The organism is Skermanella stibiiresistens SB22 (assembly GCF_000576635.1).
Taxonomy (GTDB): domain Bacteria; phylum Pseudomonadota; class Alphaproteobacteria; order Azospirillales; family Azospirillaceae; genus Skermanella; species Skermanella stibiiresistens.
In genome coordinates, this window is the sequence record NZ_AVFL01000037.1 from 21,158 (window position 1) to 43,970 (window position 22,813).

Consider the following 22,813-nt stretch of genomic DNA (forward strand, 5'->3'; position numbering starts at 1 on the left):
GGCGGTGCAACGAATGTCAGGGGAGCGAACACCATGCGCCACGCCAATTTCCGAACCCTTCGCCACGCCTTCACGGCGGCCGCCGTCGCCGGAGCCCTCGCGCTCGGCGCCTCTCATGCATCCGCACAGGTCAAGGGCCTGGAACTGATCGCCCCAGCCAGCCCCGGCGGCGGCTGGGACCAGCACGCCCGCGCCGTGCAGCAGGTCCTGCAAAAGCTCGACCTCGCCACAGGCATCCAGGTCGTCAACATCCCCGGCGCCGGCGGCACCATCGGCCTCGCCCAGTTCGTGACCGCCAAGAAGCGCTCGCCCTCGCTGCTGGTCGGCGGCCAGATCATGGTCGGCGCCATCGTCACCAACAAGTCGCCGGTGACCTTGGATCAGGTGACGCCGCTGGCCCGGCTGACCGGCGAGTACACGGCGATCGTCGTGCCGACCGATAGCCCGATCACCTCGCTCCAGGACATCCTGGCCAAGTTCAAGGCCGATCCCGGCTCCGTCTCGTGGGGCGGCGGCTCGGCGGGTGGCAGCGACCAGATCCTGGCCGGCTTGATCGCCAAGAAGGTCGACATCGACCCGGCCAAGATCAACTACGTCGCGACCGCCGGCGGCGGCGAGCTGATGTCGTCGATCCTGGGCGGCCACATCACCCTGGCGATGGGCGGCTACAACGAGTTCGCGCCGCAGATCGAGGGTGGCAAGCTGCGCGCCGTCGCCGTCTCCTCGCCCGAGCGACTGCCCGGCGTCCAGACCCCGACCCTCAAGGAGCAGGGCGTCGACATCGAGTTCGTCAACTGGCGCGGCGTGTTCGCCCAGGGTGCCGTCAAGGCCTCCGACAAGAAGCAGCTCGACGAGATGATGGGCAAGATGGCCGCCAGCCCCGAGTGGAAGGAGATCCTGAAGCAGCGCGGCTGGATCGACCAGTACCAGCCGGCCGACGAGTTCGCCGCCTTCCTGAAGAACGAGCGCAGCCAGATCGAGGTCACGCTGACCGATCTTGGCCTGGTCAAGTAACCAGCCACATCCGCCCAGCGACTCCCCTTCAGGAGACATGCCATGACGACCGGACGCGGCCTCAAATTCGGTGAGGCCGGCCTGGGCGCCGCCGTGCTGGCGCTCGGCGCCTTCATCGCCTACGAGACGCTCAAATCTCCCGGCGCCGCCAACGTGGTGGTCGGCCCACGCCTGTTCCCCTACCTGATCGCGGCCGGTCTGGTGATCGTCGGGGCGTCGCTGCTGCGCGAGGCCTTCGCCGGCAGGATCGCCCACCAGCAGGGGCTGGAACTGGACTTCGGCGCGGTCGTGCTGGTTTCGGCGGGCTTGGTGGTGCAGTTGCTGCTGCTCGAGGCGCTGGGCTGGATCCCGGCCTCCACCATCCTGTTCATGGTGGTCGCCCGCGCCTTCGGCAGCCGGCGTCTGGTGATCGACGCGCTGCTGGGACTGGCGCTGACCGCCGCGGCGTTCGGCCTGTTCAACTACGGGCTTGATCTCAACCTGCCGATCGGCGGCGTCTTCGACAGCCTCGTCGCCGAACCCGACTGACATTAGGCGGCCATTCCCATGGAAATCCTGATTGCCCTGAGCCACGGCTTCGCCGTGGCGCTGACCCCGTACAACCTGATGTGGGCGACGCTGGGTGTCACGATCGGCACGGCGATCGGCGTGCTGCCCGGCATCGGGCCGGCGCTGACGGTGGCGTTGCTGCTGCCGGTGACCTACAGCCTGGAGCCGACCTCCGCCTTCATCATGTTCGCCGGCATCTATTACGGCGCCATGTATGGCGGCTCGACCACCTCGATTCTGCTGAACGCGCCTGGCGAATCGGGCAGCATCGTCACGGCGATCGACGGCCACGCCATGGCCCGGCAAGGCCGGGGCGCCCAGGCGCTGGCCACCGCCGCGATCGGCTCGTTCATCGCCGGCACGCTCGCGACGGTGGCGCTGACCTTCGTGGCGCCGCTGATGGTCAAGATGGCGCTGCTGTTCGGTCCGGCCGAGTATTTCGCCCTGATGGTGCTGGCGCTGACCACGGTGACCGCCGTGCTCGGCTCCTCCCTCAGCCGCGGCCTCGCCAGCCTGTTCTTCGGGCTGGCGCTGGGACTGGTGGGCATCGACCTGCAGACCGGACAGGCGCGCCTGACCTTCGGTATCCCGGAACTGCTGGACGGCATCGACACCGTCGTGGTCGCGGTCGGCCTGTTCGCGATCGGCGAGACGCTGTTCGTCGCGTCGCGCCACCGCTACGAGACCGAGGAGATCTTCGCGCTCAAGGGTTCGAAGTGGATGAGCCGCGAGGACTGGAGCCGGTCGTGGAAGCCGTGGCTGCGCGGCACCCTGCTGGGCTTCCCGATCGGCGCCTTGCCGGCCGGCGGCAGCGAGATCCCGACGTTCCTGTCGTACCTGGTCGAGAAGCGCCTGTCGAAGCATCCGGAGGAGTTCGGCAAGGGCGCCATCGAGGCGGTCGCCGGGCCGGAGGCCGCCAACAACGCGTCGGCCGCCGGCACGCTGGCGCCGCTGCTGTCGCTGGGATTGCCGACATCGGCCACCGCCGCGATCATGCTGGCCGCCTTCCAGCAATATGGACTGCAACCCGGTCCGACGCTGTTCGACACCAACCCGGACCTCGTCTGGGGCATGATCGCCAGTCTCTATATCGGCAACTTCCTGCTGCTGCTGCTGAACCTTCCCCTGGTCGGTATTTGGGTGAAGCTGCTGGTGATCCCGCGGCCATGGCTCTACGCCGGCATCCTGGTGTTCGCGACGCTGGGAGCCTACACGCTCAACAACAACGTCATCGATCTGGTGGTCCTGTGGATCATCGGCGTGATCGGATTCGGCATGAGGGTGCTGGACGTGCCGGTGGCGCCCTGCGTCGTCGGCTTGATCCTGGGACCGCTGGCCGAGCAGCAGTTCCGCCGCGCGCTGGCGATCAGCCAGGGCGACCCGATGGTCTTTTTCACCCATCCGTTATCACTGGCCTTGCTGGTGATCGCCGCTTTGCTTGTCATCGTGCCGGTGGTAATTCGAATGACACGGGGCCGTCGAGAGCCGGAACCGGTTAATTCCGACTTGAAGACATGACCGGCGAAATAAATCGGGAAAAAATCAGAAAATGGAAAACGTCGATCTCTGGTCCCAACTCGTGGCGTTTGGGCAAGTCGTCGCGATCGACCTGGTGCTGGCCGGCGACAACGCGATCGTGGTCGGCATGGCCGCCGCCGGCGTGCCGCTCGACCAGCGCCGTCGGGTCATCTTTTGGGGCATCGGCGCGGCCGTGGTGCTGCGCATCTTCTTCGCGCTGATCACCACGCAGCTGCTGGCGATCATCGGCCTGACGCTGGCCGGCGGCGTGCTGTTGCTGTGGGTCTGCTGGAAGATGTACCGCGAGCTGCGCTCGCATGGCCAGGACGAGGTGGCGCCGGACGAGGCCATCGCGGCGGCGGAGAGCAAGGCCCCGACCAAGACCTTCGGCGCGGCGGTCTGGCAGATCCTGATCGCCGACGTGTCGATGTCGCTGGACAACGTGCTGGCCGTGGCCGGCGCCGCGAAGGACCATCCCTACATCCTGATCATGGGCCTGCTGCTGTCCGTCGTGCTGATGGGCGCCGCCGCGAACGTGGTTGCCCACTTCCTGCACAGATATCGCTGGATTGGTTGGGTCGGACTGTTGATCATCACCTATGTGGCGCTCGACATGATCTGGCGCGGTGGCGAGGAAGTCATGCGGCACACGACGTGGCTCATGTGACGGGAGGCGGCGACCATGATCAGGAAGATACTGGTACCCATCAACGGTACGGGGGCGGACCGGCGGTCCGCCGCCCTGGCCTTCACGCTGGCTGGACAGGTCCAGGCCCATGTCGAGGGCCTGTGCGTTACCCCGCACGCGGAGGTCGCCTCTCCGGTCGAGACCGCCTCCCTCCCGGCGGCATTGGGCCGCAAGCTGCTTGAGATCGCGGAGGAGCGGCAGGGGGCGGCGGTGGCCTCCGCCCGCGCCCTGTTCGACGAGCTGGGCCAGCGCCACGCCGGCGCGTCCGATGGTGGGGCGCCGACCTCGGCGTGGCGGGCCGAGATCGGCTCGCCGGTCGAGATCATCCCGCAGGAGGCCCGGCTGGCCGACCTGACCGTCTTCGCCCGCGAGGCCGATGGCGCGGACATGATCGGCCCCGCGCTGGAGGCGACCCTGTTCGACTCGGGCCGGCCCGTCCTGCTGGCCCCGCTTGGCGAACCCGCCACGGTTGGAACCACCATCGCGGTCGCCTGGGACGGCGGCCTGCCGGCGTCGCGCGCGGTCGCGGCGGCCCTGCCGCTGCTTGCGGCGGCCACCCGCGTGGTGATCCTGACGGGCGAGCGCCCATCCAGAAACCGCGCGGGCGATCCCAACCGTCTCGCGGAGAGCCTGTCCCATCACGGCGTCACCGCCACGATCCACCGGGTCGCCGACGACGGCCAGCCCCTGGCGAAGGCGCTGGTGTCGGCGGCTGCCGGCCTCGGCTGCGACCTGATGGTGATGGGCGGCTACGGCCATAGCCGCTTCCGCGAGACTGTCCTGGGCGGCGTCACCCGCGACATCGTCGCGGCGCCGCCCGACATCGCCATCCTGATGGTCCACTGAGCCGAACCGTTCCGGCTCACTCCCGCGGCCGCATTTCCGGCAGCGCCGGGCGAAGATGCGGCGCCGGGCCGCCGGAGGCGATGGCGGGCAGGATCGGCAGATCCGTCTTGGGCATGTCGCCGTTGAGGCTATCCAGGAAGTCGGCGATCGCGGCGATCTCATCGCCGCTCAGCGTCGCTCCCAATTGCGAGCTGCCCATCACTGCCACCGCCTGTTCGACGTCCCACACCTTGCCGCTGTGGAAGTAGGGCGGCGTCAGCACGATGTTGCGGAGCGTCGGCACCTTGAAGACGTACTCGTCGGTCGCCGTCTTGGTCACCTGGAACCGGCCCGGATCGCCCTCGGGCAGGATCTCGGCGCCGGGCTTCGCCATCACGCCGAACGGCTGGTAGCTGTTGCCACCCAGGTTGATGCCGTTGTGGCAGGCCGAGCAGCCCTTGTCCATGAACAGGTCCAGCCCCGTCTTCTCGCGCCCGGTCAGCGCCGCCAGATCGCCACGCAGGAACTTGTCGAACCGGGCGTTCGGCGTGATCAGGGTCGCCTCGTAGACCTCGATCGCGCGGGCCATGTTCTTGAAGCTGACCGGCTCCTTGTCGTCCGGAAAGACCTTGGAGAACCGGACGCCGTATTCGGGCACGGCGTTGAGGAAGGCCACGACGTCGGCCGGCTTGCTGTTCATCTCCACCGCCGCCTGGACCGGCCCCTGGGCCTGCTCCATCAGGTCCTTGGCGCGGCCGTCCCAGAACTGGGCGAAGTTGAAGACCGAGTTCAGCACCGTCGGCGCGTTGCGGCCGCCGCGGTTCCAGCCATGGCCGATCGACGCCGGTTGCAGGTCGACGCCGGCGGTCGCGAGGTTGTGGCACGAGTTGCAGCTGATGAACCAGCTGGCCGACAGGCGCGGCTCGAAGAAGAGCATCTTGCCCAGCTCGACCTTTTCCGGTGTCGAGACGTTGCCGGGCAGTTGCGGCGGCGCGGTCGGGATCGGCTCGAACAGGCCCTTGGCCCGCTCGAGCAGTCGGGCGTCGGCGGATGCTTCCGCATGCGCCGGGGTCGTGGGAAGCGAGGCGAGCAAACCTAGGGCGACGATGATCCACCGGGCGCCGGCGACTGGTTTTCGACCTGATCCACGCTTCGGGATGACTGTGTCAGGCATGATGGTGTTCCCTCCTGGCTCAACCGCCGATTGGCGGCGAACCGGAAAAGGCTACACCCGGACGGCGATTTCGGACGCTGACCGGAAGGTCATGCGACAAGCCGCCTCACGTCATGGTTGTGTCCACGAACAGTTCGCGGGACGGCCTGTCCAGCCATCCAACCGGCAACGTTTCGTCGCCGGGCCTTGTTGTCGAACGATCCCCGCCCCCCGACCCATGAGGAACACCAATGTTTTTCGACGATTGGACAGGCCTGCTGAGAACGGTCGTGGTTGGCGTGCTGGCCTATGTCGCCATCGTCCTGCTCCTGCGCGTCACCGGCAAGCGCACGCTGTCGAAGATGAACGCGTTCGACCTGATCGTCACGGTGGCCTTGGGCTCGACGCTGGCGACGATCCTGCTGTCGGAGAGCGTCGCCCTGGCGGAGGGCATCCTTGGCTTCGCCGTGCTGGTCTTCCTTCAGATGCTGGTCGCCTGGGCCTCCGTCCGCTGGCAGGTGGTCCGCGACATCGTCAAGGCCAAGCCGACCCTGCTGCTGCACAAGGGCAGGATCCTCGACGAGGCCCTGGTCGACACCAGGGTGGCGCCGGACGAGGTGATGGCCGCCGTCCGGTCCAGCGGCCACGCCAGCCTGGAGCAGGTCGAGGCGGTCGTGCTGGAAACCGATGGCAGCTTCAGCGTCGTCGGGCCGTCGCCCGATGGCTCCACCTCGGCCCTGGCGAACGTGCCGATGCCGAGCGGGACCGCCTGATACCGGCCACCCCGCCGTTTCACCCATCCGAAGCCACCGGCACCTCCACCGGGATCGAGGGCAGCATGCGGGCCGCCTCGCGCACGAGATCGTCCAAGCCCTCGCCGCCGGCCGCCACATGGGCGTACAGCGCCTTCCGCATGCGCGGGTCCCAGAAGGCCTTGATGTGGCCGGCGGTTTCGGTCACGGCCTCGTCGTGGGGATAGGATTTGAAGAAGGTGGCGATCTGGTTCGCCATGCGGATCATGTCCTTGGGCTGCACGGTCGGCTCTCCTTTGCGCTACTATGATCAGTGGAACAGCACGACGCTCTCGGCGCGCGACATGGCGCCCAGCACCATGCCGGCCTGCCGGGCGAGATCGAGGGCGAGCGAGGTCGGGGCCGAGAAGGTGGCGAGCAGCGGGATGCCGACGGCCGCCGCCTTCTGGACGAGCTCGAAGCTGCACCGGCTGGTCATCACCGCGAAGCCGGACGACGGGTCCAGGCCGCCCCGCACAATCGCGCCGATCATCTTGTCCAGCGCGTTGTGGCGGCCGACGTCCTCGCGGGCCAGCAGGATGCGGCCGGACGGGTCGCACCACGCGGCGGCGTGGACCGAGCGGTTGGCCCGGTTCATCGCCTGGAAGCCGGGCAGCCCGGCGAAGGCGGCCAGCACCGCCGCCGAGGTCGGCTCGAACCCGGCCCGCACCGGGCGCGGCTTGCGGATGACACCCTCCAGGCTCTCCGCCCCGCACAGCCCGCAGCCCGATCGGCCCTCCATCGACCGCTTGCGCAGCGCCCGGCGCGCCATCAGCATCTTGTCCACCGCCAGATCGACCGAGATGCCGGCGGCCTGCGTCTCGACCGTGACGCCCTGCACGTCGGCGCCACTATTCAGGATCTCCTCGCCCAGGCTGAAGCCGACGGCGAAGTCCTCCAGGTCGGCGGGGGTCGCCATCATCACGGCGTGCGAGCGGCCGTTGTAGAGGATGGCGACCGGAACCTCCTCCGGCACCTGCCACATCACCGCCTCCGCCGCCCCGCCCCCGGCCCGGAAGCCGGAGCCGGTGGCGACGGTGGAACAGGTGGAGGTCCGGCCCCCCGTAACGGTCGCGGCGGTCGCGGTCATCACTCTGCCGCCTGGCTCGGCGTGGCGGGAGCGATCCGGCGGCGCTCGATGCCGTCGCTCTCATACTGGACCTGCCAGTCCGAGGGCTGGTTGCTCCGCGTCACCTGCACCGCCGTCACCTTGTATTCCGGGCAATTGGTCGCCCAATCCGAATGCTCGGTCGTGACCACGTTGGCGCCGGTCACCGGATGGTGGAAGGTGGTGTAGACGACGCCTTGCGGCATCCGGTCGGAGATCCTGGCCCGCAAGGTCGTGCCGCCGACGCGGCTGGCCAGCGAGATCAGGTCGCCGTCGCGGACACCCCGCTCCTCCGCGTCGTGGGGGTGGATCTCCAGCATGTCCTCCGGGTGCCACGCCACGTTGGCGGTGCGCCGCGTCTGAGCGCCGACATTGTAGTGGCTGAGGATGCGGCCGGTGGTCAGGATCAGCGGGAAGTAGCGGGACGTGCGCTCCTCGGTCGCCACGAACTCGGTGATCATGAAGCGGCCCTTGCCGCGGATGAAGCCATCGACATGCATCAGCGGCGTGCCGAGCGGCACCGCGTCGTCGCACGGCCATTGCAGGCTGCCCAGCCGGTCCAGCTTCTCGAAGCTGACGCCGCGGAAGGTGGGGGTCAGCCGGGCGATCTCGTCCATGATCTGCGCCGCGTTGTCGTACCGCATGGAATAGCCCATCGCGGTGACCAGATCGCAGATCACCTGCCATTCCGCCTTGCCGGTCTTGGGCGCCATCGCCGGGCGCACCCGGTTGATGCGCCGCTCGGCGTTGGTGAAGGTGCCGTCCTTCTCCAGGAACGAGGTGCCGGGCAGGAAGACGTGGGCGAAGGTCGCCGTCTCGTTCAGGAACAGGTCCTGCACGATGACGCATTCCATCGCCTCCAGCGCGGAGGTCACGTGATGTGTGTTGGGGTCGGACTGCGCGATGTCCTCGCCCTGGACGAACAGTCCCATGAAGGTGCCTTCGGCCGCGGCGTCGAACATGTTGGGGATGCGCAGGCCCGGCTCCGGATCGAGCGCCGCCTGCCAGACCTCCTCGAACACCTGCCGCACCGCGTCGTCGGAGACGTGGCGGTAGCCCGCCAGCTCGTGCGGGAAGGAGCCCATGTCGCACGAGCCCTGCACGTTGTTCTGGCCGCGCAGCGGATTGACGCCGACGCCCCGGCGGCCGATGTTGCCGGTCGCCATCGCGAGGTTCGCCATGCCCATCACCATGGTCGAGCCCTGGCTGTGCTCGGTGACGCCCAGGCCGTAATAGATGGCGCCGTTGCCTCCCGTGGCGTAGAGCCGCGCGGCGGCGCGCATGTCGGCGGCGGGAATGCCGGTCAGCGCCTCGGTCTCCTCGGGGCTGTTGCGCGTCTCGGCGATGAAATTCCGCCAGCGGTCGAACTCGACCAGATCGCACCGCTCGGTCACGAAGGCCTCGTCGACCAGACCCTCGGTCACGATCACGTGGGCCATCGCATTGACGGCGGCGACGTTGGCGCCGGGCCGAAGCTGGAGGTGGAACTGGGCGTTGACGTGGGGGCTGCGGACCAGATCGATCCGGCGCGGATCCATCACGATCAGCTTGGCGCCCTGGCGCAGCCGCTTCTTCATGCGCGAGCCGAACACGGGATGGCCGTCGGTCGGATTGGCGCCGATCAGCAGGATGACGTCGCTGTCATCGACGCTGGCGAAGTCCTGGGTGCCGGCCGAGGTGCCGAAGGTCTGCTTGAGCCCGTAGCCGGTCGGCGAGTGGCAAACCCGGGCGCATGTGTCGACGTTGTTGTTGCCGAACGCGGCGCGGACCATCTTCTGCACCACGAAGACCTCCTCGTTGGTGCAACGGGACGAGGTGATGCCGCCGATCGAGCCCTTGCCGTATTTCGCCTGGACGGCAAGTAGACGCGCGGCGGCGTAGGAGATCGCCTCCGGCCACGACACGGCGCGCCACGGATCGGTGATCCTCTCCCGGATCATCGGGTTGTAAATGCGGTCCTGGTGGGTGGCGTAACCCCAGGCGAAGCGGCCCTTGACGCAGGAATGGCCCTCGTTGGCGCCGCCTTCCTTGTCCGGCACCATGCGGACCACCGTGTCGCCCTGCATCTCGGCGCGGAACGAGCAGCCGACGCCGCAATAGGCGCAGGTGGTCTGGACCGAGTGTTCGGGCAGGCCATGCTCGATGACCGACTTCTCCATCAGGGTAGCGGTCGGGCAGGCCTGGACGCAGGCGCCGCACGAGACGCATTCCGACTCCATGAAGCTCTCGGCGGCGCTGGCGGAGACCTTGCTGTCGAACCCCCGGCCCTCGATGGTCAGCGCGAAGGTGCCCTGGGTCTCGGCGCAGGCGCGCACGCAGCGCGAGCAGGCGATGCACTTGCTGGGGTCGAAGGTGAAATACGGATTGCTCTCGTCCTTCTCCGCCTTCAGGTGGTTGGCGCCGTCGAAGCCGTAGCGCACCTGGCGCAAGCCGACGACGCCGGCCATGTCCTGAAGCTCGCAGTCGCCGTTGGTCGGGCAGGTCAGGCAGTCGAGCGGGTGGTCGGAGATGTAGAGCTCCATCACGCCGCGCCGCATCCGCTCCAGCTTGGTCGACTGGGTCTTGACCTTCATCCCGGGCGCCACCGGCGTGGTGCAGGAGGCGGGCGTGCCGCGCCGTCCCTCGATCTCGACCATGCACAGGCGGCACGAGCCGAAGGCTTCGATGCTGTCGGTGGCGCACAGCTTGGGAACGTTGACGCCGGCCTCGGCGGCGGCGCGCATGATCGAGGTGCCGGCCGGCACCGTCACGGCGCGGCCGTCGATGTCGAGGGTGACGCTGGTCTCGGACACGCGCTGGGGCGTTCCGTAATCCATCTGCTTGATCGTGATCGCCGTCATGTCGGTGGTCCTTTCGAAAGGGTCGCTCGGCGGTGTGTGGGTGCCCGTGACGATGGAGGAATCCGTAGGTCGGGTAGAGCGAAGCGGCACCCGACAAGCAGGCGCGCCGGTCGCGGTGTCGGCTGCCGCTTCGCTCTAGCCGACCTACGATCGCTCACTCGGCGGCGAGTGCGGCGGCCGGACGGTCGAAATCCTCGGGGAAATGCTTCAGGGCGCTGCGCACCGGCATCGGGGTCAAGCCGCCCATGGCGCAGAGCGAGCCGTCGGCCATGACCTCGCACAAACCCTCCAGCAGGGTCAGCTGCTTGGGCGAGGCGCCGCCGGCCAGCACGCGGTCCAGGATCTCGACGCCGCGGACGGCGCCGATCCGGCAGGGCGTGCATTTGCCACAGGATTCGGCGGCGCAGAACTCCATCGCGAAGCGGGCCTGCATGGCCATGTCCACGGTGTCGTCGAACACCACGATGCCGCCGTGGCCGACCATCGCCTCGCGCGCGGCGAAGGCCTCGTAATCCTTCGGCGTGTCGAAATGCTCGGGCGGCAGGTAGGCGCCCAGCGGGCCGCCGACCTGGACCGCGCGGATCGGCCGGCCCGACGCGGTGCCGCCGCCGAAATCGTACAGCAGCTCGCGCAGGGTGATGCCGAACGCCTTCTCGACGATGCCGCCGTGGCGGATGTTGCCGCCGAGCTGGAACGGCTGGGTGCCGCGTGACCGGCCGACACCGAAGTCGCGGTAGAAGGCGCCGCCGCGCGCCAGGATGACCGGCACGGAGGTCAGCGACAGGACATTGTTGACGACGGTCGGCTTGCCGAACAAGCCCTCCAGCGCCGGCAGCGGCGGCTTGGCCCGGACCATGCCGCGCTTGCCCTCCAGGCTTTCCAGCATGGCGGTCTCCTCGCCGCAGATATAGGCGCCGGCGCCGACGCGCACCTCCAGGTCGAAGCTGTGCGCGCTGCCGTGGATCCCGTCGCCCAGCCAGTTCTCGACATAGGCCGCCGTGATGGCGTCGCGCAGGGTGGCGATGGCGTGGGGGTATTCGGACCGGATGTAGATGTAGCCTTGGCGGGCGCCGACCGCGATGGCCGCGATGGTCATGCCCTCGATCAGGATGAAGGGATCGCCCTCCATGATCATGCGGTCGGCGAAGGTGCCGCTGTCGCCTTCGTCGGCGTTGCAGCAGATGAACTTCTCGTCGGCCACCGCGTCGTGGACGGTCTTCCACTTGATGCCGGTCGGGAACCCGGCGCCGCCGCGGCCGCGCAGGCCGGACTCGGTGACCTCGGCGATCACCTGCTCCGGCGTCATCGCCAGCGCCCGTTCCAGCCCGGCGAAACCGCCGTGCTCGCGGTAGTCGTCGACCGACAACGGGTCGATCACGCCGCAGCGGGCGAAGGTCAGGCGTTCCTGGTTCTTCAGGTAGGGGATCTCCTCGGTCGGGCCGAGGTGGAGAGGATGGGGCGGCTGGGGGGCGCCCGTGAGGAAACCGGCGTCGAACAGGGCGGGCACGTCGGCGGCGGTGACCGGGCCATAGGCGACGCGGCCCTCGGGGGTCGCGACCTCGACCAGCGGCTCCAGCCAGAGCATGCCGCGCGAGCCGTTGCGGACGATTTGGATGTCGGCGCCGCGCCGGTCGGCTTCGATCCGGATCAGGGCGGCGATCTGGTCGGCGCCCACGGACAGCGCCGCGGCGTCGCGGGGGACGTAGATGGTGATCATCGCGCGTCTCCGGAAACTTGTGCCGCGAGGGGAGCCGCGAGGGCGTCGAACCGGTTGGCGTCGACCCGGCCATGCAGGTGGTCGTCGATCATGACGGTGGGGCCGAGCGCGCAATTGCCCAGGCAGAAGACGCCTTCCAGCGTCACGGCGCCGTCGGCGCGGGTGCCACCCAGCGGTACGCCCAGCCGGCGGGCCGCGTGCTCGACCAACCGGTCGGCGCCGACGGCTTGGCAGGCCTCGGCCCGGCAGACCTTGACCACGGTGCGACCCTGCGGCTCGCGCTTGAAATCATGATAGAAACTGATGACGCCATGCACTTCCGCCCGCGACAGGTTGAGCGCGTTGGCGAGCAGGGGAACGGCTTGGTCGTCGATGAAGCCGAATTCGTGCTGAAGGTCATGGAGGATCGGCAGCAGGCTGCCCCGCTGACCCCGATAGCTTTCCACGATCGCCAGCGCCTTGTCGCGCGTCCACGGCGCATGATCCGCCATCCCGTTTCTCCCCTGCTGGTATTATGTATTTCTCCGGCGTGGGAGGGAGGATGAGGATGGGCGGCTTGATTTGGCAAATTTCAAATGTTGATTGAGTGATAGGGTTAGGCTATCGCCGCGACCTGTTGGGCGGGGATGCCGTGGGCGTGGGGGCTGAAGGGCGGCGGTGACGCGGGGAGCGGTGCCGGGGCTGATGCCGGGAACGGTGCTGGGACAGATGCCGGGGCGGTGGAGGCCTTCAGGGCCGCGAAATGGGCGGTGACCCTGGCAAGTTCAGCGGAAAGGTAACCATTGGTCACTATCCGGGCCATGAGGTCATCCTCGGAGAGGGCCGGGTCATCCTCGGTTTCGGGCTCGATTTCGGGCTCGGGGGTGGCGCTGGGTATGGGTTCGGCAGCCGGCTCCGGAACAAAGCCGGGGCGGAAGCGGATGGGATCAAGGTCCTCTTCCGGATCGCCGGGAAGGCTCTCCAGATCGGCGTCGGGGTGCGGGCGGCTGTCGAGGGCGCCGTGATGGTGATGGGCGATGCGCTTGTCCTGGATCACGCCGCGCAGCTTCAGGCGGAACTCGATGGCGCGAAGGGCCAGGGCCGGTCGCTTGGTCTCGAACGCGTCCTCGATCACCCAGCCGACTTGCTCGTCGGCCTCGTCCAGGTGGGCTTGGTGTTGGACGCACCGGGCGGTGCGGATTTCGTCAACGCGGATGCGGATTTCCGGCTGGCGCATGAGAAAGGCGCCGCGCTGCTTGGCGCCATTGGCCGAATACCCCGCCCGACGCGCCGCCTCCGCGCCGCCGACATTGAACGACATCGCCTCGCAGAAGGCTTCTTGGCGGGAGGTCAGGCGAGGGCGGGAGGCGGGGGCGGCGGGTGGTGAGGGCTTCATGGCGGGCGCCTTCGGGGTGGATAGGAATGTCTGTGGAAAATTATCCTATTTTGCATCAGGTGGCAAGACTGGCGGCGATGTGCTGGGCGTGATCGGCGGCAGCAGGGCGCCCGAGATCAGCAGGAGTTTTCCGACCGTCCTGGGCGGTGGCTGGGACGGCGGCGGGGCCAGGCGCGCGGTTCTATGACCGCGCGAGCTCCGCGAGGGTTCCCTGGTCCAGGGCTCCGGAGAAATAGCGGTCCAGCGCTTCCTGGAACGCCGGCTCGCCCGGCCGCGCCTGGGTGAACAGCGTCATCGACGAGTGGAACTTCAGATCATCCGGGCTGCCGAAGATTGCGTGGACGGACCTGTCCGGCACGCGATTGACCAGCCGCGTCAGCTCGATCAGGCGCGGGCCGAGGACGGGGTGATCCAGGTAGGCCCGCGCCTCGTCCAGCGAGGCGATGGCGTAGCGCTGGGCCATGGCGCTGTGCCCCAGCCCGGCGATCTGCGGGAACACGAACCACATCCAGTGGCTGCTCTTGCGGCCGGACTCCAGCTCCCGGCGCACTTCCGCGATGACGGGCTCTTGGGCTTGGACGAAGCGGTCGAGGTTGTGGGTGGTCATGGCTGTGTCCGGGGTGGTGGCGGGTGGGCGTCGAGTTGATCATAGTGTGGGTGGCGGCGATCGGCGATCCCGCGTGGGCATTCGATTAATGGGGGTCCGTCCCGGGACCTTATGCTGAATTCATCATGACGGCGCGAACAGCCGCGCGTCCCATGGTACTTGCCTCGACCGTGCCGCCCGGATGTCGGCAAAGTCAGGGTGCGGTTGGTTGATAAGCACGTTGCGCTCGAAGCCCATGGCCGGGTGTGATGGTACGACCAAGACCGCGGAACGCCGGCTGTCGTACCACGCATCGCCGTAAGCGCGACTTGCCACGTGATCAGGGTCGGCCCATCCGGAAACATCGCTTGGACCGACTTCTTCGATCGCGATCCGGCCGGGAATGAAAACTTCGGCGAAGTGTTGCCCCACAGGAATTTTGCCGATCCGAGTATGCGCCAGCTTCTCCAACATGGCGGTGGCGAAGCCGAGCCCCGCATAGACGACGTAGCGCCCCTTGCTGTTCCAGTGTCCGCCAATTTTGAAGGCGCCGCCGCCGTCCAGCAAAGGAAAGCGGTCATCGGCGATCCGGAAGGCCGTAAGCGGCCCGGTCGGGTGCGACGGCATGTTCAGGCTGGCAGGCCTTGAAGGATCGCTTCCAGGATGTCTTCGACGTGTCGCGCGCCGAATTCATCGACGGCCACTTCGATGGGGAGACGGTCACCGAGTTCAGGGTGCGGCGTGGTCAGCCACTGCCGGGCATCGTCCTCGTTGCGCCAGACATACTCGGCATGGGCGATCACATTGGCCAAACGTGCGGTGCGCTCGCTTTCCGCCGGAGAAAGCCGCCCCTCGCGGAGCCGCCGCTTGAGCGTGCCCTGCGGAACAATCCGATTCATCAAGCCACGCCGAGCCATCGGATCGGTGTAGACCCTCCCGACAACGCGGTCGAGCGCGCCGAGCCTCACCGCCTCGCCGAGTCCGCGCTGCAAATCCAGGGCGGTGGTCACCGCGCGTCCGAACATCACGCGGCCTCCCATGACGGCGACGATTTCCTGAACTTGCATGGCGAACTCCGATCATTTGATGCCACTATACGGGATCAGATGATCCAATCGCGAGGGGGCAGGTTGGGGTAGGCGGGTGATGGGGAAGGTGGGTGGGGACTGCGCCGGGGTGGGGGAAAAAGGGCTTGATTCTTAGCGTCTCACGCTGAGGGGTTGTTCCACCAAACCGTAGCGCAAAAAGATAATTGATGATAACAGTTATCTAACTCAGTGGGAGAGATGACCATGCCTCGCAGTTTCGCCCTCGGCGGCCATTTTGAGAACTTCATAGATGAGCAACTTAGGAGCGGCCGGTACAACAACGCTTCCGAAGTCGTTCGTGACGGCCTGCGCATGCTTGAAGACCGGGAAAATCTCCGCCAACTCCAAATCGCGGAAATCCGCCAGTCAATCGAAGCGAGCCGCAAAGATGGCCGCACCACGCCGGCCGACGAAGTTCTCAGTCGACTGGAGGCGAAGTACACGGCTATGAGCGACCAGGCCGAAACGCAGGGTGATGAGTGACGCTGCCAGTCGAGTTTTCCGGAGCGGCGGAGATCGATCTTGAAGCGATCGCGGACTACATCGGTCAAGGCAATCCAAAGCGTGCGCTCAGTTTCACCCGTGAACTGGTGGCGCGGTGCAAACGAATCGCCATACAGCCCCGCGCTTTCCCGCTTCGTGACGAGTTCGGTTCAGGTATAGGCGCTGCCGTTCATAGCAGTTACCTAATCCTGTACGCCGAACGCAATGACAGGTTGGTGATCGAGCGGATTGCGCAAGGTGCGCGGGACTTGGATGGTTTGAATCGGTAGCCATGGTCTCATCGGCGATGGGTGGCATAATAATTCACTCTGACCCCTTTTCTGACCCCTTTTCTCCATCCTGACCCCTTTTCTCCATCTGGGGGAACACGAACCACATCCAGTGGCTGCTCTTGCGGCCGGACTCAAGTTCCCGGCGCACTTCCGCGATGACGGGCTCTTGGGCTTGGACGAAGCGATCGAGGTTGTGGGCGGTGGTCATGGCGGTGTCCGGGGTGGGGAGCAGTTGGCAACGGTGTTCATGGTAATGTCGGCGGTGATCGTGCTCGTCGCGGCTGGGCTGATCGTACCTTGGATAACAGAGGCATGATGAAGAGATCACGGCGGGGAAAGCGTTCGGCCAAGACGCGCGGGGTCCGAGTGTCGATCTTTGCGACTCCTTGTCTCGATCTCGGAGCACGCGTCGCGGCGCTGGGGGCACTGGTGCGGCGGGCTGCTGCGATGGTGACGAGCGGGCTGGGGAGCACGGCGACGGGGTGAGGGGGCTTATGCCCGGTTCCGCTATGATCGCCGATGCGCTATCCTATTCGTGACCCGGCGCGAATATCGCCATTGAGTAGCGGAACCGACATGCAGACCATCTCCGACAGCGAAATAGCGAGACGGGGTTTGGCGGCTCTGGAGAAGAAGCTCGATAAGGGGCCGGTACACGTTATCAAGGACGACCAACTGGCTTATGTTGTGCTGACCGAAGCCGAATATTCCCGTTTGAAGACCCAGCCAACCCCTGGTGCTGGCAACCGGCCCGGAGTATGGGACATCCTGTTGGGAACATCAGGTCCTTGCCTTCAAGGCCGCAGCCGCGAAAGCATGGACGCCGATATCTCGGCGGAACGCGATGCCTGGGACGATCGGTGAGCCAGGGTTTAATCACTCTGACCCCTTTGTTCCGTGATCCTGACCCCTTTGTTCCTCGCGCGTAGAGTTAAAGTCCGCTCTCTTATAGAGTCTGCTCGCAGATTTGCTAAAGTTCGAGGTAATTAATCGGCATTTACCGTAGCTATACGCCATTTTGGTTCATCTCTAGTGCGAGAGATGGACATCATGTGAATAAATATCTAGAACGAATTTTCATCTATGATACTGATCACCTCTACACCCTCTTCGTGAGTTATGGCAACAAGGTTTTGAAACCTTTTTGATTTTCTGAATGTGCGAACTGATATGACAGGACCTTCGAAAATTGTCCACCATCGATCTTCTGAGAACAAGAAAACTCTATCATCTGTCTCTATTATTAGGCCTTCTTTAACAGGATGGGCGCTTAGTATCCTGGACTGTTCTGCCTTTTGTGTTCTTGTAAAAAATATGTTGATGTCTCCTTTTGGATTTTTCCTTGTTTCAAAGCAATAGAACTTACCATCATAAGTATGGACAAAAAAGAAACGGTTATTGTTAAAATAATACTGAATGCTATTTTCAACCACATCATGTTGACGTAGCGTTTCTTTTATAAAATACCCTAAACCAGCGCCAGATCCAGATACATCAGTGGCAAGCTGTTTGTCACCCTCTACGCTTTTACTCACTTTACTACGGGTTGTTTGATATAAATCGACATTAGAATTACTCGCATAATTAGCAATACCAGAATCCACCCACGAGGTTCTTACCGATTTATCGGCAATTTTCCGGAACTTACGTTCCTTCGAACCCGTATCATAAATATGAAAATCATCAAAGCATGCGTGAAGCCCCTCGCCTCCGCAAGATGAATTAATCATCCCAAACTTAGCTGACAAATTTCCACACCTATAATCATGTCTCTTCTCGGATAACTGGCCCACATCCATCAGTTCCCAGTCAATATCAATATGGAACAAGCCATCATTACCGCCAATATAAAGTCTATGATTATAAAACATTAAGTCCAACATGACCGATGACTTTATGGGGATATGATGAAATTGTGAGTATTGACCTTTTTTCAGTGAAACTTCATAATCGCGAGGAAAATGGTCAAATGCATTAAAAAACTCTCGATGAACTCCAGGGTTTTTGAGGAGCTCACGAGTGCTCTCACTCGAGAGCCAATCATTTCTAGCAAACGCAAATGTGGCTACGGGCCGCTCGGAATTATCCCCAGCATCTATATCTCTGGCGACATAGTCAAGATTAATGCACTGCAGTTCTCTATTGCATGTAACAATATTTAACCAACCCATGTAAACGTAGGCATCTTCATAGTTTCCTGGGAACTTCAATCTCACTATTTTCATAATTTGCTTCTTTGAATTCGGCGGCCTGTAGTGCGGTCAATGGCGCGCTCTGCCATCCACTTCTCGACCAACTCATCAGGGGGTTGATCACCTAGCTCTTGGTCCATGGTTGTGATTGGATATCCATGCCACGGATCAGTACCGTTCTGAGGGCAAGGAAATTTGGCTAATCGCTGCCCTCTGGTTCCTAGCACTGTTTTTGCCTCATTGTGAAAGCCCCATATGTGTCCAGCGCTACACTCCCACCCTGTTCTATCGGCAGAACAAAAAATATCATACTCAAGGACTGGAGGGACACTGATGTGCCATACTGATTTATGCTGCTTTGCGCCATTACCTCTGTGTTTAAACACCGCAATATAAGATTTACCTGAAAGGTTCGGAGGGAACTACACCCCTGCCTCAGTCGCGGTTCCATCCGGCATGATATTACCAACATTGTGAACGAAAGTTGCACAGCAGATTATATGACGGTTCTAAATAGTGCAATCAATCTCGGAGCTGCGACCTACTCTCCTGGCACAGCAAGGCGGTGACACGAGGTCGCAGCCTTGAAAAAGAGAGAGAGAAAAGGGGTCAGAAGAGAGAGAGAGAAAAGGGGTCAGAGGAGAGAGAAAAGGGGTCAGAGTGAATTATTGACCAACCCTCCCGCTCCATGCCATCGTCCTCTCCTGACAACAGAGATTCCCGCCATGCCGCGCCCCACTCGCCTCATTCTGCCACACCAGACGCACCACATCGTGCAGCGCGGCAATAACCGGCAGGCGGTGTTCTTCAGCGATGACGACCGGCTGGCTTTCCTGAAATGGCTGGGCGAGGCGGTGGCTGCCGAAGGCTGCATCCTTCATGCCTACGTACTCATGACAAACCATTTCCATCTGGTCATCACCGCCGGAGGGGCCGACTCGATCCCGCGTCTCATGCAGTCGGTTGGGCGGCGCTATGTCTCGCATGTCAACCGGGAGTACCGCCGCACGGGGACGCTGTGGGAGGGGCGGTACAAATCGACCATCCTCGACAGCGAGAGCTATGTGCTCGTCTGCCACCGCTACGTCGAATCCAACCCGGTCCGCGCCAAGCTGGTTTCCCGGCCCGAGGACTACCCCTGGTCGAGCTACCGGCACAACGCCCTTGGCCACAGAGACCCGCTGCTTCGTGACCACGCGACCTATACGGCACTCGGCGCTACCTTTGCCGCCCGCCGGGCCGCGTATCTCGAACTGTTCGGCCCCGGCCTAAACGACGAACAGGTGGAGACGATCCGCGACGCGACGCAAAGAGGCTGGGTGCCCGGCACCGACCGCTTCCGCCAACAGGTCGAACGTGCCCTTGGCCGCCGGGTCGAGCCTCCGAGACGCGGCCGCCCGCCAAGGACTTCCGCCGACGCGGAGCTGGCGGGGAGGGCGGAGTGATAGGGTTAGGCGGTTTCCAGCATGGGGCCGATCACGCTCGTACCAGAAGGGCCAACGGTACGCGAAGCGCCGCGGCAAGGTGGGCCATCGCGTCGAAGCTCCCCGGCTTCTTGCCCGGCTCGATTTCCGACAGGTACGACGGTGACACCCCGGCCGCTTCCGCCAGTCCGCGCACCGTGAACGCCCGATGTTCGCGCGACACCGTCACCGGATGCTCGCCATCAAGCAGGCGCTCCGCGACCACGAAGGGGAACGTATCGGTTTCACCGGTGGCCAAGCGCGTCTTCACCGCGTCGGCGTCGGCCAAGTCCTGGGCATCGCTCTCCAACTCGGCAAGGATTTCGAAGTCGGCTCGACTCGGCGTGACGCTGTCCGCCGTCTTGGCGATGGGCCTGATAGGTAGTGCGTTTATCGGTGGACCTCGTTCACGGTTTCCAACTTTCAGCACGGTGATCACAAGGGCTGTCCCGTCGATCTCGAACACGGCGCGCCAGTCGCCATGACGGATGGGGCACCCTCCACCGCCGATGGAGCCGTGGCTATTGATCCAGATTATCCAAATCCCGCACACCATGCACAATTCGCTCGATCACCAACCTGTCAGTGCGTTCGGCGTACAGGATGAGATAATTGCCATGAACGGCGGCGTGTCGCCCCACTGGAATTTTGCCGATCCGGGTGTGCGTCAGGTTCTCCAGCAGGGTGGTGGACAGGGGGCGCTGAACTTGGGTCCGAGCACTCCGGCTCCATTGATCCGGAGACGGGGCGGCATGACTGGACGGCTGGGCTCCGGTTCAACAGGACTTCGCTTGGCGTCGGCGCGGTGGTTCGTCTGCCGCTATTTACGCATGAAACCGACGCCCGCCAGCCCGCCAACTCCCAGGAAAAAGCCCAGGTCGTAGACCCAGCCGGTATTGGGATAGGCGTAGATGCGGGAGTCGTTCACCAAACCGGCGACGAGCGACAGGGGCAGGATGAAGCCGTGCCAGATCCCGCTGAAGAAACCGGGTGCATCGTGAAGGGATGCGTCCATCGGCTGGGTCGCGCAGGCCGTGAGCAAGGCCGAAACCGCGACCATGAGCAGGAGGGTTCGGAAGGAACGCATGTGAGGACTTTCCCGAATCGCCGACGGGGAACTCTGGCAGGCGTTTCTGGGGTATTCAATGTTAATTTTAGGGGATTGAGGGGCTTGGGCGGTTCGCGCGGGGGCTGTCCGGAGAGCTCCCGCGCGTCCGGCGGTCACGCGGTCGGGATGGTGCCGCCGTCGATGACGTATTCGGTGCCGGTGATCGAGGCGGCGCGGGGGGAGGCCAGGAAGGCGATCAGGTTGGCGACCTCGGCGGGCTTCGAGGGGCGGCCGAGGGGGATGCCGCCGAGTGAGTCCATGATGATCCGCTTGCCGCCCTCGTGGTCGGTGCCCGCTTGGTCGGCGAGGCGTTCCGCCAAGGCGACGGAGGGCGCTTCGGCGGAAAAGGTGGTCTGTCCCCGGTTTTGTGAGCTGATCGGCTTCAGTCCGGAGCATCCCACCACGTCTCTTCGGTACAGATCAGCCTGCCCAAAATCGTTAAGGACAAAACCAATTTTGGTGTGTAACTGATTGGTAAATGGCTATGGCAACTCTCGGGCACGAACTACAATGGCGCTAATTCGCGGTGATTCCCGTAATAACAATCTTGTTGGACCTTCGGAGTTCAATGGAAGGAATGATATTTACGGATACGAGGGTAGCGACTTTCTTAAAGGTGGTTTTTTCTCCGTCAATTTCATTTGGGGAGGACCTGGAGGTGATGCCATAGAAGGCGGAGCGGAAGCTGACCGTCTTTATGGCGAGGATGGGAACGACACGCTCTCGGGATTTGGAGAGGGAACCCGGTTCCACGGCGGCGGCGGCGATGACTTGATCACCGGGCCAGCCTTTTCGGGAGCCTACTTCGACGGCGGCCCCGGCGCCGACCGCATGCGGGGCGGGACGAAAAGCGACATCTATCTCGTCGACAACCCCCGGGATGTCATCGTCGAAACCTACGAGCATCGGTTCGAGAATGGCGTCAATCCGGTGGACACCGCCATCTGGGCGGCTCCCCAGCGCGGCTATTCCATCTCCCTAGGACAGGGGCGCACGGACGCGGTGTCGTTTGGAGGCGGGGCCGTCGCGGTCGAGAATATCGAGCGGCTGGTCTTCACGGATGGCGAATTCCGCACGGACAGCGGAGATGTCGCGGCACAGATCTATCGGCTGTACGGCGCCACCCTGGATCGCGCGCCGGACTCGGGCGGCCTGAAGAACTGGCTGGTCGCGGTGGAAAAGGGAGCGCTGACCCTCCGACAGGCCGCCGATGGCCTCACCGCGTCGCCCGAGTTCCAAATCAAGTATGGCAATGTCGATGATGGCGGCTTCGTCGATCTGATGTACGACAACGTCCTGCACCGGGATCCCGATCCGGAGGGCTTCAACGCATGGGTCAACGCCCTGGCGAACGGCATGAGCCGTTCCGAGTTGGTTCTTGGCTTCTCCGAGTCACTTGAGAATGTCCAGGCGACACGCGCCGGGGTCGAGCGGGGCCTCTGGGTGGGCGACGATCAGGCGGCCATGGTGGCCAGGCTGTACGACACGACGCTGGACCGCATGCCCGACGCGGAAGGGTTGACGGCGTGGACCAACGCCGTCAAGGCCGGCGTGCCGCTTCAGCAGGCGGCGAATGGCTTCATGGGATCGCCGGAGTTCCAGCGGAAATACGGCGCCCTGGACGATACGGGCTTCGTGCGGCAGCTGTATCGCAACGTTCTCGACAGGGAAGGGGACGCCCCCGGCGTGGAAGCCTGGAGCGACAGCTTGAGGGCTGGAAACAGCCGGGACGCCGTTGTGCTGGGCTTCTCCGAGTCGGTCGAACACCAGATCAAACTCGCTCCCTACATCGACGATGGGATATGGCTGCTCTGAGGGCGGTGGGCGTCCGAGGCCGCGCGGAATGACGATCCGGAAAACGGGAAACGGGACAACTGGGGGCGGACCATCGTTGATGTGGGACGCCGCGCGAGCTTTCCAGGGTTGATTGGCGGCTTGGTTAATGTAACGTTATAACGTTACTGGATTGGGATCGCTTCCTGGGTGCCGGGCTGGTTCGCCGGCACCCGTGGGATCAGCCCG

General features: G+C 64.4%; 26 protein-coding genes and 1 pseudogene. 12 read left to right on the top strand and 15 right to left on the bottom strand.

Annotation, left to right across the window (positions count from 1 at the left end; genetic code table 11):
- Positions 1-33 precede the first annotated feature (33 nt).
- The 5 genes from N825_RS30550 to N825_RS30570 are packed head-to-tail and all read left to right on the top strand — an operon-like array spanning position 34 to position 4,615.
- Complete coding sequence (locus N825_RS30550) at positions 34-1,014, top strand: Bug family tripartite tricarboxylate transporter substrate binding protein (protein ID WP_037460136.1); 981 nt, start codon at positions 34-36, stop codon at positions 1,012-1,014.
- A gap of 42 nt (positions 1,015-1,056) precedes the next feature.
- Positions 1,057-1,542 (top strand): tripartite tricarboxylate transporter TctB family protein, encoded by a 486-nt coding sequence (locus N825_RS30555; protein ID WP_037460137.1) that lies wholly within the window; start codon positions 1,057-1,059, stop codon positions 1,540-1,542.
- A gap of 18 nt (positions 1,543-1,560) precedes the next feature.
- On the top strand, positions 1,561-3,081 hold the full coding sequence (locus N825_RS30560) for a tripartite tricarboxylate transporter permease (RefSeq protein WP_037460138.1): 1,521 nt from the start codon (positions 1,561-1,563) through the stop codon (positions 3,079-3,081).
- A 31-nt stretch (positions 3,082-3,112) separates the two neighbouring features.
- Positions 3,113-3,748 (top strand): TerC family protein, encoded by a 636-nt coding sequence (locus N825_RS30565; RefSeq protein WP_037460139.1) that lies wholly within the window; start codon positions 3,113-3,115, stop codon positions 3,746-3,748.
- Positions 3,749-3,763: 15 nt separating this feature from the next.
- Complete coding sequence (locus N825_RS30570; RefSeq protein WP_037460141.1) at positions 3,764-4,615, top strand: universal stress protein; 852 nt, start codon at positions 3,764-3,766, stop codon at positions 4,613-4,615.
- Positions 4,616-4,631: 16 nt separating this feature from the next.
- On the opposite strand, the gene N825_RS30575 is transcribed toward N825_RS30570, so the two are convergent.
- Complete coding sequence (locus N825_RS30575; protein WP_084165203.1) at positions 4,632-5,768, bottom strand: cytochrome-c peroxidase; 1,137 nt, start codon at positions 5,766-5,768, stop codon at positions 4,632-4,634.
- Positions 5,769-5,998: 230 nt separating this feature from the next.
- Here N825_RS30575 and N825_RS30580 point away from each other — a divergent pair, with 230 nt between their 5' ends.
- Positions 5,999-6,520, top strand: a complete 522-nt coding sequence (locus N825_RS30580) for a DUF421 domain-containing protein (RefSeq protein ID WP_037460142.1) — start codon at positions 5,999-6,001, stop codon at positions 6,518-6,520.
- Positions 6,521-6,539: 19 nt separating this feature from the next.
- Here the strand turns inward: N825_RS30580 and N825_RS30585 are convergent, their stop codons facing one another.
- From N825_RS30585 to N825_RS30625, 9 genes are all read right to left on the bottom strand, one after another.
- Positions 6,540-6,782: a formate dehydrogenase subunit delta gene (locus N825_RS30585; RefSeq protein ID WP_037460143.1), complete on the bottom strand. Its 243-nt coding sequence runs from the start codon at positions 6,780-6,782 to the stop codon at positions 6,540-6,542.
- Between the two features lie 27 nt (positions 6,783-6,809).
- Positions 6,810-7,628 (bottom strand): formate dehydrogenase accessory sulfurtransferase FdhD, encoded by an 819-nt coding sequence (gene fdhD / locus N825_RS30590; protein WP_037460145.1) that lies wholly within the window; start codon positions 7,626-7,628, stop codon positions 6,810-6,812.
- Entirely contained in the window at positions 7,628-10,486 is a 2,859-nt protein-coding gene (fdhF, locus tag N825_RS30595) for a formate dehydrogenase subunit alpha (RefSeq protein WP_037460147.1), read from the bottom strand. The genes fdhD and fdhF overlap by 1 nt, the downstream gene beginning before the upstream one ends.
- A 154-nt stretch (positions 10,487-10,640) precedes the next feature.
- On the bottom strand, positions 10,641-12,203 hold the full coding sequence (locus N825_RS30600) for a formate dehydrogenase beta subunit (protein ID WP_037460149.1): 1,563 nt from the start codon (positions 12,201-12,203) through the stop codon (positions 10,641-10,643).
- Positions 12,200-12,694 carry a formate dehydrogenase subunit gamma gene (locus N825_RS30605; protein ID WP_037460150.1) on the bottom strand — a complete coding sequence of 165 codons (495 nt, stop codon included), beginning with the start codon at positions 12,692-12,694 and terminating at the stop codon, positions 12,200-12,202. Before N825_RS30605 ends, N825_RS30600 begins: the two co-directional genes overlap by 4 nt.
- A 104-nt stretch (positions 12,695-12,798) precedes the next feature.
- Positions 12,799-13,578: a terminase small subunit gene (locus N825_RS30610; protein WP_037460151.1), complete on the bottom strand. Its 780-nt coding sequence runs from the start codon at positions 13,576-13,578 to the stop codon at positions 12,799-12,801.
- A gap of 181 nt (positions 13,579-13,759) precedes the next feature.
- Positions 13,760-14,185 carry a DUF1810 domain-containing protein gene (locus tag N825_RS30615; RefSeq protein WP_037460152.1) on the bottom strand — a complete coding sequence of 142 codons (426 nt, stop codon included), beginning with the start codon at positions 14,183-14,185 and terminating at the stop codon, positions 13,760-13,762.
- Between the two features lie 123 nt (positions 14,186-14,308).
- On the bottom strand, positions 14,309-14,791 hold the full coding sequence (locus N825_RS30620; RefSeq protein ID WP_037460153.1) for an RES family NAD+ phosphorylase: 483 nt from the start codon (positions 14,789-14,791) through the stop codon (positions 14,309-14,311).
- Between the two features lie 2 nt (positions 14,792-14,793).
- Positions 14,794-15,231 (bottom strand): antitoxin Xre/MbcA/ParS toxin-binding domain-containing protein, encoded by a 438-nt coding sequence (locus N825_RS30625; protein WP_037460155.1) that lies wholly within the window; start codon positions 15,229-15,231, stop codon positions 14,794-14,796.
- Between the two features lie 225 nt (positions 15,232-15,456).
- Between N825_RS30625 and N825_RS30630 the strand changes: the two genes are divergently transcribed.
- Both N825_RS30630 and N825_RS30635 read left to right on the top strand, forming a co-directional pair.
- Positions 15,457-15,735 (top strand): type II toxin-antitoxin system ParD family antitoxin, encoded by a 279-nt coding sequence (locus N825_RS30630; protein ID WP_037460188.1) that lies wholly within the window; start codon positions 15,457-15,459, stop codon positions 15,733-15,735.
- The gene (locus N825_RS30635; protein WP_198038968.1) at positions 15,732-16,025 is read left to right on the top strand and encodes a type II toxin-antitoxin system RelE/ParE family toxin; all 294 of its coding nucleotides are present in this window, start codon (positions 15,732-15,734) and stop codon (positions 16,023-16,025) included. Before N825_RS30630 ends, N825_RS30635 begins: the two co-directional genes overlap by 4 nt.
- Before the next feature lie 34 nt (positions 16,026-16,059).
- Here the strand turns inward: N825_RS30635 and N825_RS38245 are convergent, their stop codons facing one another.
- Positions 16,060-16,236 carry a DUF1810 family protein gene (locus tag N825_RS38245; RefSeq protein ID WP_084165204.1) on the bottom strand — a complete coding sequence of 59 codons (177 nt, stop codon included), beginning with the start codon at positions 16,234-16,236 and terminating at the stop codon, positions 16,060-16,062.
- A gap of 368 nt (positions 16,237-16,604) precedes the next feature.
- On the opposite strand from N825_RS38245, the gene N825_RS30645 reads away from it, so the two are divergent.
- Positions 16,605-16,892 (top strand): hypothetical protein, encoded by a 288-nt coding sequence (locus N825_RS30645; protein WP_037460159.1) that lies wholly within the window; start codon positions 16,605-16,607, stop codon positions 16,890-16,892.
- Positions 16,893-17,092: 200 nt separating this feature from the next.
- Here the strand turns inward: N825_RS30645 and N825_RS39320 are convergent, their stop codons facing one another.
- A complete protein-coding gene (locus N825_RS39320) occupies positions 17,093-18,253 on the bottom strand; it encodes a hypothetical protein (RefSeq protein WP_157619652.1) in 1,161 nt (386 codons plus the stop codon).
- 692 nt (positions 18,254-18,945) lie between these two features.
- On the opposite strand from N825_RS39320, the gene N825_RS30650 reads away from it, so the two are divergent.
- The gene (locus tag N825_RS30650; protein WP_037460160.1) at positions 18,946-19,665 is read left to right on the top strand and encodes a transposase; all 720 of its coding nucleotides are present in this window, start codon (positions 18,946-18,948) and stop codon (positions 19,663-19,665) included.
- 31 nt (positions 19,666-19,696) lie between these two features.
- Here N825_RS30650 and N825_RS30655 read toward each other — a convergent pair whose 3' ends face one another.
- The 3 genes from N825_RS30655 to N825_RS30665 form a co-directional block, all read right to left on the bottom strand.
- Entirely contained in the window at positions 19,697-20,149 is a 453-nt protein-coding gene (locus N825_RS30655) for a helix-turn-helix domain-containing protein (protein WP_245613281.1), read from the bottom strand.
- A gap of 354 nt (positions 20,150-20,503) precedes the next feature.
- Positions 20,504-20,770, bottom strand: a complete 267-nt coding sequence (locus tag N825_RS30660) for a hypothetical protein (RefSeq protein WP_037460161.1) — start codon at positions 20,768-20,770, stop codon at positions 20,504-20,506.
- A gap of 134 nt (positions 20,771-20,904) precedes the next feature.
- A complete protein-coding gene (locus tag N825_RS30665) occupies positions 20,905-21,195 on the bottom strand; it encodes an SDR family oxidoreductase (protein ID WP_037460162.1) in 291 nt (96 codons plus the stop codon).
- A 106-nt stretch (positions 21,196-21,301) separates the two neighbouring features.
- Between N825_RS30665 and N825_RS41085 the strand changes: the two are divergent.
- Both N825_RS41085 and N825_RS30670 read left to right on the top strand, forming a co-directional pair.
- Positions 21,302-21,508 (top strand): annotated as a pseudogene (locus tag N825_RS41085) (hypothetical protein); the annotation flags it as partial.
- Positions 21,509-21,562: 54 nt separating this feature from the next.
- Complete coding sequence (locus N825_RS30670; protein ID WP_037460163.1) at positions 21,563-22,606, top strand: DUF4214 domain-containing protein; 1,044 nt, start codon at positions 21,563-21,565, stop codon at positions 22,604-22,606.
- Positions 22,607-22,813: the final 207 nt, after the last annotated feature.

What these genes read in the sequence shown, in the direction of transcription:
- N825_RS30550 (WP_037460136.1), top strand. Translation starts at nt 34, where the DNA reads ATGCGCCACGCCAATTTCCGAACCCTTCGCCACGCCTTCACGGCGGCC.
- N825_RS30555 (WP_037460137.1), top strand. Translation starts at nt 1,057, where the DNA reads ATGACGACCGGACGCGGCCTCAAATTCGGTGAGGCCGGCCTGGGCGCC.
- N825_RS30560 (WP_037460138.1), top strand. Translation starts at nt 1,561, where the DNA reads ATGGAAATCCTGATTGCCCTGAGCCACGGCTTCGCCGTGGCGCTGACC.
- N825_RS30565 (WP_037460139.1), top strand. Translation starts at nt 3,113, where the DNA reads ATGGAAAACGTCGATCTCTGGTCCCAACTCGTGGCGTTTGGGCAAGTC.
- N825_RS30570 (WP_037460141.1), top strand. Translation starts at nt 3,764, where the DNA reads ATGATCAGGAAGATACTGGTACCCATCAACGGTACGGGGGCGGACCGG.
- N825_RS30575 (WP_084165203.1), bottom strand. Translation starts at nt 5,768, where the DNA reads ATGCCTGACACAGTCATCCCGAAGCGTGGATCAGGTCGAAAACCAGTC.
- N825_RS30580 (WP_037460142.1), top strand. Translation starts at nt 5,999, where the DNA reads ATGTTTTTCGACGATTGGACAGGCCTGCTGAGAACGGTCGTGGTTGGC.
- fdhD (WP_037460145.1), bottom strand. Translation starts at nt 7,628, where the DNA reads ATGACCGCGACCGCCGCGACCGTTACGGGGGGCCGGACCTCCACCTGT.
- fdhF (WP_037460147.1), bottom strand. Translation starts at nt 10,486, where the DNA reads ATGACGGCGATCACGATCAAGCAGATGGATTACGGAACGCCCCAGCGC.
- N825_RS30600 (WP_037460149.1), bottom strand. Translation starts at nt 12,203, where the DNA reads ATGATCACCATCTACGTCCCCCGCGACGCCGCGGCGCTGTCCGTGGGC.
- N825_RS30605 (WP_037460150.1), bottom strand. Translation starts at nt 12,694, where the DNA reads ATGGCGGATCATGCGCCGTGGACGCGCGACAAGGCGCTGGCGATCGTG.
- N825_RS30610 (WP_037460151.1), bottom strand. Translation starts at nt 13,578, where the DNA reads ATGAAGCCCTCACCACCCGCCGCCCCCGCCTCCCGCCCTCGCCTGACC.
- N825_RS30615 (WP_037460152.1), bottom strand. Translation starts at nt 14,185, where the DNA reads ATGACCACCCACAACCTCGACCGCTTCGTCCAAGCCCAAGAGCCCGTC.
- N825_RS30620 (WP_037460153.1), bottom strand. Translation starts at nt 14,791, where the DNA reads ATGCCGTCGCACCCGACCGGGCCGCTTACGGCCTTCCGGATCGCCGAT.
- N825_RS30625 (WP_037460155.1), bottom strand. Translation starts at nt 15,231, where the DNA reads ATGCAAGTTCAGGAAATCGTCGCCGTCATGGGAGGCCGCGTGATGTTC.
- N825_RS30630 (WP_037460188.1), top strand. Translation starts at nt 15,457, where the DNA reads ATGCCTCGCAGTTTCGCCCTCGGCGGCCATTTTGAGAACTTCATAGAT.
- N825_RS38245 (WP_084165204.1), bottom strand. Translation starts at nt 16,236, where the DNA reads ATGACCACCGCCCACAACCTCGATCGCTTCGTCCAAGCCCAAGAGCCC.
- N825_RS30645 (WP_037460159.1), top strand. Translation starts at nt 16,605, where the DNA reads ATGCAGACCATCTCCGACAGCGAAATAGCGAGACGGGGTTTGGCGGCT.
- N825_RS39320 (WP_157619652.1), bottom strand. Translation starts at nt 18,253, where the DNA reads ATGAAAATAGTGAGATTGAAGTTCCCAGGAAACTATGAAGATGCCTAC.
- N825_RS30650 (WP_037460160.1), top strand. Translation starts at nt 18,946, where the DNA reads ATGCCGCGCCCCACTCGCCTCATTCTGCCACACCAGACGCACCACATC.
- N825_RS30660 (WP_037460161.1), bottom strand. Translation starts at nt 20,770, where the DNA reads ATGCGTTCCTTCCGAACCCTCCTGCTCATGGTCGCGGTTTCGGCCTTG.